At 44.4% G+C, this 12,917-nt stretch carries 9 protein-coding genes; 7 read left to right on the top strand and 2 right to left on the bottom strand.

Features of this window, described 5'->3' with window-relative positions; all coding sequences use genetic code 11:
- Window positions 1-42: 42 nt before the first annotated feature.
- Window positions 43-1,153 (top strand): peptide chain release factor 2 gene (gene prfB, locus FS736_RS13295; protein ID WP_144478023.1). Its coding sequence is split into 2 segments (ribosomal slippage): window positions 43-114 and window positions 116-1,153, totalling 1,110 coding nucleotides; the frame shifts between segments, so codons are not numbered across the junction.
- A gap of 228 nt (window positions 1,154-1,381) precedes the next feature.
- Here prfB and FS736_RS13290 read toward each other — a convergent pair.
- Together FS736_RS13290 and FS736_RS13285 are read right to left on the bottom strand one after the other, a co-directional pair.
- Window positions 1,382-2,242 carry a nuclease-related domain-containing protein gene (locus FS736_RS13290; RefSeq protein WP_144478021.1) on the bottom strand — a complete coding sequence of 287 codons (861 nt, stop codon included), beginning with the start codon at window positions 2,240-2,242 and terminating at the stop codon, window positions 1,382-1,384.
- Window positions 2,243-3,301: 1,059 nt separating this feature from the next.
- On the bottom strand, window positions 3,302-5,869 hold the full coding sequence (locus FS736_RS13285; protein WP_144478019.1) for a CoA-disulfide reductase: 2,568 nt from the start codon (window positions 5,867-5,869) through the stop codon (window positions 3,302-3,304).
- Between the two features lie 419 nt (window positions 5,870-6,288).
- Here FS736_RS13285 and FS736_RS13280 point away from each other — a divergent pair, with 419 nt between their 5' ends.
- The 6 genes from FS736_RS13280 to FS736_RS13255 all read left to right on the top strand — a co-directional run bounded on the left by FS736_RS13280 (window position 6,289) and on the right by FS736_RS13255 (window position 12,604).
- Window positions 6,289-7,128, top strand: coding sequence for a YitT family protein (locus FS736_RS13280; protein ID WP_251543288.1), 840 nt, complete (start codon window positions 6,289-6,291; stop codon window positions 7,126-7,128).
- A gap of 51 nt (window positions 7,129-7,179) precedes the next feature.
- Entirely contained in the window at window positions 7,180-7,491 is a 312-nt protein-coding gene (cccB, locus tag FS736_RS13275; RefSeq protein ID WP_144478017.1) for a cytochrome c551, read from the top strand.
- A 448-nt stretch (window positions 7,492-7,939) separates the two neighbouring features.
- Window positions 7,940-8,626 carry a cell division ATP-binding protein FtsE gene (gene ftsE, locus FS736_RS13270; protein WP_144478015.1) on the top strand — a complete coding sequence of 229 codons (687 nt, stop codon included), beginning with the start codon at window positions 7,940-7,942 and terminating at the stop codon, window positions 8,624-8,626.
- Window positions 8,616-9,509: a permease-like cell division protein FtsX gene (ftsX, locus tag FS736_RS13265; protein WP_144478013.1), complete on the top strand. Its 894-nt coding sequence runs from the start codon at window positions 8,616-8,618 to the stop codon at window positions 9,507-9,509. The genes ftsE and ftsX overlap by 11 nt, the downstream gene beginning before the upstream one ends.
- A 116-nt stretch (window positions 9,510-9,625) precedes the next feature.
- Window positions 9,626-10,951 (top strand): murein hydrolase activator EnvC family protein, encoded by a 1,326-nt coding sequence (locus FS736_RS13260; protein ID WP_144478011.1) that lies wholly within the window; start codon window positions 9,626-9,628, stop codon window positions 10,949-10,951.
- Between the two features lie 201 nt (window positions 10,952-11,152).
- A complete protein-coding gene (locus FS736_RS13255; protein ID WP_144478009.1) occupies window positions 11,153-12,604 on the top strand; it encodes a S41 family peptidase in 1,452 nt (483 codons plus the stop codon).
- Window positions 12,605-12,917 lie beyond the last annotated feature (313 nt).

Here is a 12,917-nt window from a genome sequence, read left to right as displayed (position 1 = left end):
TTCATTTAGCAAGACGCTATAATATACTATGAGGTGAATGATATGGAATTAGCAGATATCAGGAATGAGCTTGAGAAAACAGCTAAGAAATTAGCGGACTTCAGGGGGTCTCTTTGACCTCGAAAATAAGGAAGCGCGAATCGCAGAGCTAGAAGACGGCATGCTTGCGCCTGACTTCTGGGATGACCAGCAGAAGGCACAGGTCGTCATCAATGAAGCCAATGCGCTTAAAGAACAGGTAAATGTTTTTAATGAGCTTAACGAGACATACGAAAATCTTGATTTAACTTATGAGCTTGTAAAAGAAGAAAACGATGCAGATCTCCGTGAAGAACTGGAGAAGGAGCTTGTCGAGTTCAAAGAGCGCATGAGTGAGTTCGAGCTTCAATTGTTGTTGAGTGAAGAGTACGATAAAAATAACGCAATTCTTGAATTGCACCCGGGTGCCGGCGGAACCGAGTCACAGGACTGGGGTTCGATGCTGTTGCGTATGTACACACGCTGGGCGGAGAAGCGCGGCTTCAAGGTTGAGACTTTGGATTACCTTCCTGGTGACGAAGCGGGCATCAAGAGTGTCACTTTAGCGATCAAAGGTCATAATGCTTATGGATATTTAAAGGCGGAAAAAGGCGTACATCGATTGGTTCGTATTTCGCCGTTTGACTCTTCAGGGCGACGCCATACTTCATTTGTTTCCTGCGAAGTTATGCCGGAATTCAACAATGAGATCGAGATCGATATCCGTACTGAAGACCTGAAGATTGATACGTACCGTGCAAGCGGCGCCGGCGGTCAGCATATCAACACAACTGACTCAGCCGTCCGGATTACGCACTTGCCGACTGGTGTCGTTGTATCATCCCAGGCAGAACGTTCACAGATCAAGAACCGCGAAACATCGATGAAAATGCTGAAAGCAAAGCTTTACCAGCGAGAAATCGAACAGCAGCAAGCCGAACTCGACGAAATCCGCGGCGAGCAAAAAGAAATCGGCTGGGGCAGCCAGATCCGCTCCTACGTTTTCCATCCATACTCCATGGTCAAAGACCACCGCACCAGCGCCGAATCAGGCAACGTGCAGGCAGTCATGGATGGGGATATTGATATGTTTATTGATGCTTATTTGAGGTCTAAGTTGAGTTTGGGTGAGTAATTTGTGGTCCCCCGCCGGGTTGGCGGGGGATTTTTGTGTTAATTGGGCTGCAGTTTTTATTAATTGCACGGTCAAACGTCATAATTGCACCCTATTTGAAGCTAATTGCACCATCAACTAGAATAATTGCACGTTCATTCAAGATTATTGCACTGTAAGCTGCTAGAATTGCACCGTCATCCTAATAATGGAAAAACCTCCTCGGCCACATGGAAGAGGAGGTTATAATCATGCTTGAAAATACACTCTATTTTTTGTACTACCTGTATGCTGTAAACTCATATTCCTCAATAAGTTGGTAGAAGTACTTCGTGACGGCAAGCAGAGGAAATTCCTCAATTGCTTATTTGTCATCGTTGGCCCAATTAGCAAAAAGTAATCAAGAATAGCTTGTTCATGCGCATGAGATGAAGTAATTCCGCAATGGGAGCAGTACCATTTCCTTGAGATTCTTTCCATGTGGAAGTGCTCACAGGTTGGACATTGAATACCAGGAATGATGTCAGAAGGGGCTAAATTATACTTGTTAATGTCGGCTTTCTCTGGTTCATGGCTTTTAATCAAAAGTTTCGTTAATTTTTTTATATCTTTGAGCGAAAGGACTTCTCTTTGGTGACGATTTTGAAATTCGTCAACTTTAAAGACCAAATGTCCTCCTTTACAAACTCGATGATAAATTTCTTGATTTTTACTGGGATTTTGAAGGATGGAGCCGTGATTACTATAGGTGACGAGGAATTCTAAAGGAGGTGGGGTGATGTTGTGTTTCTTCAGCCAACTTCTGAATTGATACACTTGTCTTTTTACCTGGTCAACCGGGCAGTCGTATACTTCCGTTGTGTCATTATATCTTCGGAAAACTTGTTTGAAGGCAGGGTCAAATTCGATGCTTCCAGGCATATTCTTATTTTCGATCAGCAATGCGAATTTGGTTGATAAAAGTAGGAAATCAATTTGGAAGTAATTAGTGCCATGTGGAATACGGAGATCCTGGAGGATATGAAAATCGTTTTCGTTCAAAAGGCTGAGATAATAATCCATCTCCTGTTCGCCTTTAAATCCTGCTCTTTTAATCAGTAAATCTTTCAAGATATCTTGCCTCTTTGGGTGGGTTGGAGAAGTTCTTCTAAGCAGCGCTTCATTAACGAGGATTCTGCGGGGGACCGTTCTGTGTTTCGCTATCAAACATTGTCACTCCTTTAGGTTGATGAGTGTATTATTCGACATAATCGGTAAAAACCCTGTTAAAGAGGGAGAATTATTTACTCGGTTGTTGTTATTTAAAAAAGGACATTTTACTGCCCCAACCCTCAATTACCTATTTACAACAACCACAGGCTCGAGGTGAGGAGAATATTCCAGATGAGGAGCTTAATTCAGTAAGCAAGCACGAAACAAGTAAGAAGTAAAAAAGGTAACTTTCAATTAACCATCGGAAAACCCCTCAATTACCTATTTACAACAACCCCAGGCGCGAGGTGAGAGAATAATCCAGGTGAGGAGTATTCCAGTAAGCAAGCACGAAGCAAGTAAGCAGTTAAAAAAGGTAACTTTCAATTAACCATCGGAAAACCCCTCAATTACCTATTTACAACAACCCCAGGCGCGAGGTGAGGAGAATATTCCGGATGAGGAGCTTAATTCAGTAAGCAAGCACAAAACAAGTAAACAGTTAAAAAAGGTAACTTTCAATTAAACATCGGAAAACCCCTCAATTACCTATTTACAACAACCCCAAGCTCGAGGTTTGGAGAATATTCCAGATGAGGAGCTTAATTCAGTAAGCAAGCACGAAACAAGTAAGGAGTAAAAAAGGTAACTTGCAATTAAAATCTAGATTTACGCTAATATATTGCGCAAATCTGCTTAGCACAGTACGCAAGTCGTTTTTGTGGAGGGGCGAAGGTAGAAAAAGGTCAAAAAGTAGACTTTTTATCGAATATAGCTGTTCACTTTTGCTACTGGAAAAATTATTCTGTTAGTAAAAAGAGATAATTGCACCGTTGTTTAAGGTTATTGCACCATGTTTTGCAATAATTGCACGGTCCTCCTAATTAATTGCGCCAATAATCGAGATAATTGCACCGTCTTCCTAAATAAGGAAAAAATCAGAAAAAAGCAGCCCTCCTAAGAAGGCCGCTCCCAATACTATATAAACAAATTCAATCCAGAATCCTCAGCATCTCCAAGATATGCTGCAACTCCGCCGATTTCGACTCCGTCGATTAACTCTTCTTTGGAAATCCCCATGAGGTCCATGCTCATGCCGCAGGCGACAAGCTTAACACCGGCGTCCATAGCGTTTTTCATTAAGGTTTCGAGGCTGTCGACATTTTTGTTGGCCATGACGGTCTTGATCATCTTGGCGCCCATGCCGCCCATGTTCATCTTGGATAATGGCAGGTCGTTCGCGCCTTTCGGCATCATCATGCTGAACATTTTTGCCATCATATCCTTCTCGGTGGCCGGTGCGTCGTTGCGCTTCAAGATGTTCAGTCCCCAGAAGGTGAAGAACAAAGTTACCTCTTTACCCATCGCCGCGGCTCCGGATGCGATGATGAAGGTTGCGATGGCTTTATCAAGGTCACCGCTGAACACGACCATTGTCGCACCGTTTTTGGCAGGGGCGGCTGTTGGCACATCGGTTGGAACTTCCACCGGTGCTGCCATGGTATTCATAGGCACAACGACGTTTCCTTTCATGATTTGCGCCTTGAATTTCTTATCTTCAAACTTGTTGCTGACCAGCTTGTTGCCGGTCTTTTCGCACCATGCCTTGATGTCCTTCGCGAAGCCTGGGTCAGTTGCATGGACTTCCATCACCTCGCCGTCCTTCATGTCACCGATTGTTTTGTACACCTTCATGATTGGGCCAGGGCAGGATAAGCCGCAGGCATCAAGGGTGGTTTTTACAGTCGGTGGAGCAACTGGAGCTGCCGGTGCAACTGGAGCCGCCTCAACGGCCAATCCAACACTGCTCTGGGCCGCACCCGCAGCAATCTCTTCCATCGCAAGATTGCGCTGAGCCACACCATTATCGCTAATTGGTGTACCACAGTTTTCACTCGCATCTGGCTCGAACACGCAAGAGTAAGTCTTGTATCCGCCATCCAGGTTGCGAACATTGAACCTAGCCTGCTTCAGGATACGAGAAGCAAGGTACCCGCGCAGGCCGACCTGGCAGTATACATACACTTCTTTCGTCGGAATCTCGTCTAGGCGGTCGCGCAGCTCGCCAAGCGGGATGTTGACAGAACCCTCAATCAGGCCCATGTCGCGCTCGATTGGCTCGCGGACGTCAATCAGGTAGCCGCCGTTTGCAAGGATGTCATTGATTTCATGCCATTGAACGGTTTCCACAAGACCTTCAGCGATATTCTTCGCTGCATAGCCCGCCATGTTGACTGGATCCTTTGCAGAAGAGTATGGCGGCGCGTATGCCAGCTCAAGATCCGGAAGGTCAAAAATCGTCATGCCGCCTTTGATGGCAGTTGCTAAAACATCGATTCGTTTGTCGGCGCCATCATAAGACACCGCCTGAGCTCCAAAGATTTTTCCTGTCTCGCGGTCAAAGATCAATTTAAGTGCGATAGGGAAGGCGCCTGGATAGTAGCCAGCGTGAGAGCTTGGGTGAACGTGAACGACATCGTAAGAAATGCCAAGGCGCTTCAATGTCTTTTCGTTATTGCCTGTTGCGGCAACTGTCATGTCAAACACCTTCGCAATGGATGTTCCGAGTGTTCCCTGGTACTTGGAGTCGATGCCGTTGATATGGTCAGCGACGATGCGTCCCTGGCGGTTGGCCGGCCATGCGAGCGGAATGTGAGTCGCCTGGCCGTTGATATAATCTTTTACTTCAATCGCGTCACCGATAGCGTAGATGCTTTCATCGGCTGTCTGCAATCTTTCATTAACACGGATTGCACCGCGAAGTCCAAGCTCCAGGCCTGCTTCCTTAGCCAATTTATTTTCAGGAGTAACGCCAATCGCAAGTATTACCAGATCAGTATCGATTTGTTTGCCGCTATTCAGGTTGATCAGTTTACCGTTGTTTTCAAAAGATTTCACACCATCTTCTAGGATCAGGTTCACGCCTTTTTCCCGTAGATGTTGGTGTAAAATAGAAGCCATCTCAAAGTCGATCGGCGCCATGATCTGGTCAGCCATCTCGACAAGTGTCACTTCGACGCCGCGTTCCCAAAGGTTTTCGGCCATTTCGACACCGATGAAACCGCCGCCGATGACTGTTGCTTTCATCGGCTTCCGCTCATCGACATATGCCTTGATTTTATCAGTGTCCGGAATATTGCGAAGTGTGAACAATGCTTCAGCTTCATCGATACCCGGAATCGGAGGTTTAATAGGACTCGCTCCAGGTGATAGAACCAGTACATCATAATTTTCTTCATATGTTTTACCTGTTTTTAAATCATGGATTTCCACTACCTTGCGTTCACGGTCAATTCGCGTCACTTCGCTTAGGTTGCGGATGTCCATATTGAACTTTTTAGACATGCCTTCAACTGTCTGCACAAGCAATGCATCGCGCTCCTGGATGGCACCGCCGATATAATAAGGAAGGCCGCAGTTGGCAAAAGAAATGTATTCACCGCGTTCGATCATCACGATTTCTGTTTGTTCATCCAATCTTCTCAACCGGGCAGCTGTTGTAGCTCCGCCAGCAACTCCACCTACGATTACCACTTTTTTAGCCATCTATATTACCCTCTTTCTGGAGAATTTTATTGTGTAGCGTTGAGCAATCCTTGTTAAAAAAATAATTTCATCTTATTACAGGAAAGACTAATCAATATGACCGCCTCCTTATACGTGAAATATATCACAAAGTACGACTAGGGGTAAGGGTATTTAAAGAAACGTCAAAAATTGTTCATAATTTCACAAACTCACCCAGAGAAGTCAAAAAAATTAGCTTTAAAATCTTTCTTTTCCTAATTGACCCGGGGCAGCCTATTAAAAGACGGCGTACCTCTTCATATATAATCGAAGTCTTTCTTTCATCCTTTAATACGGCGCACTGCTAGCGTTTACAGAAAATTCGACACATGCTATACTCACTGACGGCATTAATGGGAAAAGGGGATAGGACAGTGAAAAAACGGCGGAATCAAAAGATGAATCCAGCTTTGGACAAGCTGATTGAATATGTATATGTGTTGATAGGTTCAGGGATTGTGGCTATATCGTTTAATGTGTTCCTGCTGCCAAACCGTGTTGCTTCAGGCGGAGTGAGCGGGATCAGTACAATTTTGGATGCGACGCTTGGCTGGGAGCCAGCGTATGTGCAGTGGGCATTTAATATTCCGTTGTTTATTGCCGGGGTTGTTTTACTTGGAAGGCAATATGGGTATAAAACTCTTGCAGGGACCATTTTTCTTCCATTTGTTGTGTTCCTGACGAATGATGTGAAGCCTTGGACTCTCGATCCTTTGCTTGGGTCATTGTTCGGCGGTATTGGTGTCGGTCTGGGCCTTGGGATTGTATTCAGAGGAAATGCATCAACTGGCGGTACGGATTTGGCCGCGCAAATCATCCATAAGTACACGGGACTTTCACTTGGAACCTGCGTGGCGTTGATTGATGGGCTGATTGTATTGTCTGCAGCGATTGTCTTTGATATTGAACGAGGTCTTTATGCTTTGATCGGGCTTTATGTGACTAGTAAAACCATCGACCTTGTGCAGGTTGGTATCGGTCGCTCGAAGATGGCGATGGTCATCACGAACCGCCAGGATGAAGTTCGTGAAGCGATTTTGAATAAAATTGACCGCGGAGTGACAAAACTATCAGCATACGGCGGCTATACCGATCAAGAACGGCCAATCATTATGTGTGTAGTGGACCAGACGGAGTTCACAAAATTGAAACAATTGGTTCAATCCATTGACCCTGCTGCATTTGTGATTGTAATGGATGCTTCAGAGGTATTGGGTGAGGGTTTTAAAAGGGCTTAGTATTGGTATAAAATAGTCGTGTATGCAAAATTTTCTTAGGGGGAGTTAAGTTTGAAGAAGAAATTATTAGCTCTATTAATGGGAACCTCCTTGGCACTGGCAGCCTGCGGCGGTGGCGGCGATGAAGCTGGCGGCGACAAAGCTGGTGCAGATCCGGAAAAGCTTTTTAACCAAAAATGTTCAAGCTGCCATGGCGGAAATCTTGAAGGCGGCGTAGGGCCAAAATTAAGTGATGTAGGTTCACGTCTATCCCAGGATGAGATTGAAAGTACAATCGCCAATGGTAAAGGGTCAATGCCTCCAAAATTACTTGAAGGTGACGATGCATCTGCAGTTGCTGAATGGCTGGCAAACAAAAAATAACATTTAAAAGGAAACGTTCTGATCATCATCAGGGCGTTTTTTTTGCGCTTATTTTTCCAGTCTGCTGTCAGGTAAAATGCTGTCCTTATGCATTTTAGAAAAATCGCCAAATTATTTAGCAATTCAGCAAGCTTCACAATTTGTACATACAAGTTTTGACAAAATCTCGTAACACATGTGTAATAAAACTAAAAATTCGACAAATACACACTTGCTGCAAATAGTGCATTTTACTTGGTAAATAGCTAGATTGGCAAGTGAAATGCTTTGTGAATTAGTAGATATATTACCCTTCAGAGGAATATAATGGGACTTTTTGTTCAATTTGAAAAGAAACTGTAATATATAAAAGGGTTTATTTGATAGAGCTAGATGCTATAATAGGTTTGTTACAAATTGTCGAAGAAAAGCCGAGTGATAAGACTAACTATCTAAGGTGATACAAAAAATGATTGATATGCAGGATGTTTACAAGACTTATTCCAACGGTATCATGGCCGCAAATGGAATTAATGTTCATATAGATGCAGGTGAATTTTTATACGTGGTAGGACCCAGCGGTGCTGGGAAATCTACTTTTATAAAAATGATGTACCGTGAAGTGAAGCCTTCTAAGGGTTCCATCATTATAAATGGTGTTAATCTCGCAAAGCTTAAGGACAGCAAAGTACCATTGCTGCGCCGAAATATTGGCGTCGTATTCCAGGACTTCAAATTGCTCAATACTCTTTCAGTCTATGAAAATGTCGCGTTCGCGATGGAGGTTATTGAGGAATCGCCGCAATATATCAAAAAGCGAGTAATGGAAACTTTGGATCTAGTCGGGTTGAAGCATAAAGCCAGATCGCTTCCGACTGAGCTTTCAGGCGGGGAGCAGCAGCGTGTTGCCATCGCTCGTTCAATAGTGAACGCACCAAAAGTGGTAATCGCCGATGAGCCAACTGGTAACCTTGACCCGGACACTTCATGGGAAATTATGAACATATTCGAAGAAATTAATATGAGGGGAACCACGATTGTCATGGCCACCCACAACAAAGAAATCGTCAACACAATCAAGCATCGCGTCATCGCGATAGAGAACGGCCGGATTGCGCGTGATGAAATGAAAGGTGATTACGGATATGAAAGCTAGAACATTCCGCCGCCACATTCGTGAAAGCTTTAAAAGCTTAGGCCGGAATGGCTGGATGACGTTCGCATCCGTAAGTGCCGTAACGGTTACCTTGCTTTTGGTCGGTGTCTTTTTCGTCATTATGATGAATTTAAATAAAGTCGCAACCACAATCGAGGAGGATGTAGAAATCCGAGTCCATGTGGATGTAGCTGCGAACGACAAAGATAAAAAGGTATTGGAACAGCGGATCAACCAGGTATCTGGAATTAAAAAAGTGACCTATTCTCCGAAGGAAAAAGAACTCGAAAGCCTGATTAACAGTCTGGGAGATGAAGGGGAAGCCTTCCAGTTATTTGAGCAGGACAATCCTTTAAACGATGTGTTCGTCGTAAAGACGAAAAATCCTACTGACACAATGAAAGTCGCGAAGCAAATAGAGAAGCTGGAGTATGTAGCAACTGTAAAATATGGTCAGGGCAAGGTGGAGAAACTTTTCGGTTTTATAAAAGTAAGCCGTAATGTCGGACTCGTCTTGATTGTCGGACTTCTTTTTACTGCAATGTTCCTGATTTCTAATACGATTAAGATTACAATCATGGCGCGTAAACGAGAGATTGAGATTATGAGACTCGTTGGGGCCACAAATGGTTTTATCAGATGGCCATTCTTCCTTGAAGGCCTATGGCTGGGTATCCTTGGAGCAGTGGTGCCGATTGCCGTCGTATCAGCAGCGTATTATTACGCTTACGACTTCTTGAACGAAAAGCTAAAAGATCATTTCATAAGATTGCTAGAATTCAACCCGTTTGTGTACCAGCTGTCTGCGATCCTGATTATCATGGGTGCGGCAATTGGAATCTGGGGAAGTCTCATGTCCGTCCGCAAGTTCTTGAAGGTGTAAAGGATCAAATTTCCGGTATCGCCGGAAATTTCTCCTAAACACTACATAACCAATAGACGATAGATAGAAAGACAAAGTTACGAAACTATCATGAGTAAGAGAGGGGAAAAGATCTAGTGAAAAAGCAGATACTCTCACTAGCAGTAGTCAGTACTTTAAGCCTGGGTTCTTTAGTAAGCCCATTATCAGTAAATGAAGCAAAAGCAGCAAGCATCTCGGAAATGCAAAAAGAAAAGAATGCATTGCAAAATAAACGTTCAGGCATCAATTCTGAAATCAATAAAAATAAATCTAAGATCGGTGAACTGCAAACTGAACAGCAAAGTCTGAATGACCAGATCAAAAAACTTGATTTAGGTGTTGAAGACGCAGAAAAGAAAATTGAAGTAAAAAATGCGGAAATCGCACAGACTACCGCTGAAATCGAGCAATTAAAAGTAGAAATCGCTGAATTGATCAAGCGTATCGAAAAACGCAATGAATTGCTTAAGGACAAGGCACGTTCTTTCCAGGAAAATGGCGGTACTGTAAACTATATCGATGTCCTTCTTGGAGCACAAAGTTTCAGTGATTTCGTTGACCGTGTAAGTGCGGTAACAACAATCGTACAGGCTGATAAAGATATCCTTGAACAGCACAGATTGGATAAGGAAGAGCTTGAAAAGAAGCAGAATGAAGTAGAAACAAAGCTTAATAACCTTCAGGGAATGAAGAAGGAACTAGAAGCATTAAAAGTGAAGTTGAACGATCAAATTAAAGAAAAGAACAAGCTTATGAGTACTCTTAAGCATGAAGAAGAGCAGATGCATGCGGAGAATCTAGAAATGTCAGAAGCCGCGGATGTTTTGGCGGCACAGGAAGCTGCAATGGCTCAGGCAATTCAACTAGAAAAGAAACGCCAGGCTGAGATCGCAGCCGAAAGAGCGAGACAAGCTGAGCTTGCAAGACAAAGGGCTGCGGCTGCTGCAAAAGCGAAAAGCAGCGGTGGCGGAAGCACTTCAACTCCAGCTCCAGACCCAGAACCAGTAGCGGCAGCACCATCATCAGGCGGTATGATCATCATGCCGGCAAGCGGACGCATCTCATCTGGACTTGGCAGCCGTTGGGGTTCATACCATGCAGGAATTGATATTGCCAACCGTGGATCGAACGTACCAATTCATGCTGCGGCAGATGGTGTTGTCATTCGCTCTTATTATTCCTCAAGCTATGGGAATGTTATTTTTGTAGCACACTCAATTAATGGACAAACATGGACAACTGTTTATGCACATATGAGTGCGCGTATGGCTAGCAATGGTCAAGTGGTTTCCAGAGGACAAAGAATTGGCACAATGGGCAATACTGGACAATCTTATGGACAGCACTTGCACTTTGAACTGCACAGAGGATCGTGGAACGCTTCTAAATCAAACGCTGTAAACCCAGCTGCATATTGGTAATAAATTCAGGAAGAGACCTCAAATCTCTTCCTTTTTTATTTTCCCGTTTAATAGTCTTAGAAACTTGTAAAATAAATCCAAACGGGACCTTCCTGCAAAATTAAACCTTCATACCCTGTCCCTCTTCGTCATATAATGGGAATCATATAAATTTTTACGGCAGAGAAGCAGTTGATGCGGTAAACAGGGAGGAGTTTGGCAATGGAGCGTAAGTGGATTGCCATTTTGATGGCGGGCTCGCTGCTGACTGGGGCGGGGAGTACATACGCCGGGATGCAATGGTACGAGAGTAAGGCTGGGGTGCTGGACCGTCAGATTGTCCCTTTTAAGGATAGTGCGAGGGCAGAATCAGGCGAGCAGGGCAGTATTGAAAAAGTTGAGCAGGCCTACAGTTTGATTTTTAATAGTTATGTGGAAAAAGTAGAGGGAAAAAAGCTGGTTGAGGGTGCCATCAAGGGCATGCTGTCGACTTTGGAGGATCCTTATTCGGTCTATATGGACAAGGAAACTGCTAAGCAATTCAATCAGACACTGGAGTCATCATTTGAGGGGATTGGCGCTGAAGTCAGTTCAGTAGATGGAAAGATCGTGATTGTTTCGCCTTTTAAAAATTCGCCTGCAGAAAAAGCGGGTTTGAAGCCGAACGACCAGATTCTGAAGGTTGATGGTGAAAGTATCGATGGGCTGGACTTGTTTGAAGCGACAACGAAAATCCGCGGGAAAAAGGGGACCCCTGTGGTACTCGAGATTGGGCGGAAAGGCTTGAAGGATCCACTTCAGGTAAAAGTGGTCCGTGATGAAATCCCGCAGATTACCGTTTATAGTGATATGAAAAAGGTAAATGGCGAAAAAATTGGATACCTGGAGATAACCTCTTTTTCTGAGGAAACATCCAAGGAATTCAATAAAGAACTGAAGATACTGGAAAAAGAGGGATTGGATGCGCTGGTGATCGATGTTCGCGGTAATCCTGGCGGGCTGCTTTCGAGCGTCGAAGAGATTCTACGTGAGCTGATTCCTAAAGATAAGCCGCTATATCAAATCGAGGAACGCAGCGGCGATAAGACACGATATTTTTCCAATTTGGCTAAAGCGAAAGACTACCCGATTGGCGTGTTGACAAATGACGGAAGTGCATCAGCAGCGGAAATCCTGGCCGGGGCATTGAAGGAAGCGGGCGGCTATCCTATTATCGGCGAAAAGACCTTCGGAAAGGGAACAGTCCAGCAGGCTGTGCCGATGGGCGATGGAAGCAATATCAAGCTGACGCTGTTCAAATGGCTGACGCCGGATGGCAACTGGATCCATAAGAAAGGCATCGAGCCAACCGTCGAAGTCAACCAGCCAGCTTTGTATCACACACATCCGATCCAGGCTGAAAAACCGCTGAAGCTGGATATGAATAACGAGCAGGTCAAGAACGCCCAGGAGATTCTTGCAGGCCTTGGATTCGAGCCGGGGCGTACAGACGGCTACTTCAGCGATAAGACCGAAATCGCCGTCAAGGCATTCCAGCGTAACAATAGCATGAACGTAACCGGCGTGATCAACGCCAAAACAGCCAGTGCTCTCGAGGAAGCTGCCAGGGAAGCGATGAAGCAGGAAGAGAACGATTTGCAGCTGCAGACTGCGTTGAGGCTGCTGGCAAGGTAATCAACTACAACTCCATTTTTAGAAGACGCTGTACCTTAGTCAGGGGTGCAGTGTTTTTTTTGTTAGTTTATGGTAAACGTAGAGAATATGCTTCATTTCGTAGAGATTATAGCCTCTTCCGTAGAGAATAAGCAGCATTCCGTAGAGATTCCAGACCAAACCGTAGAGAATAACCCGGATTCCATAGAGATTAGTTGCTATCGACCGAAATAAACCTCCACAAGAAAAAAATCCCATCCCATTTCCGCAAGTATTAATAGGTTTTACCCCCTAGATTTGATAGAATAAGCTTAATAATATGTAATTTTACGGG

The organism is Cytobacillus oceanisediminis 2691 (assembly GCF_007678455.1).
GTDB lineage: Bacteria > Bacillota > Bacilli > Bacillales > Cytobacillaceae > Mesobacillus > Mesobacillus oceanisediminis_A.
The sequence above is the reverse complement of the archived record's forward strand: the minus strand, read 5'-3'. Positions and strand labels throughout refer to the sequence as shown.

Excerpts from the sequence above, each read along its gene's own strand:
- ftsX (WP_144478013.1), top strand. The coding sequence starts at position 8,616 with ATGAAAGCTAGAACATTCCGCCGCCACATTCGTGAAAGCTTTAAAAGC.
- FS736_RS13255 (WP_144478009.1), top strand. The coding sequence starts at position 11,153 with ATGGAGCGTAAGTGGATTGCCATTTTGATGGCGGGCTCGCTGCTGACT.
- FS736_RS13285 (WP_144478019.1), bottom strand. The coding sequence starts at position 5,869 with ATGGCTAAAAAAGTGGTAATCGTAGGTGGAGTTGCTGGCGGAGCTACA.
- ftsE (WP_144478015.1), top strand. The coding sequence starts at position 7,940 with ATGATTGATATGCAGGATGTTTACAAGACTTATTCCAACGGTATCATG.
- FS736_RS13280 (WP_251543288.1), top strand. The coding sequence starts at position 6,289 with ATGAATCCAGCTTTGGACAAGCTGATTGAATATGTATATGTGTTGATA.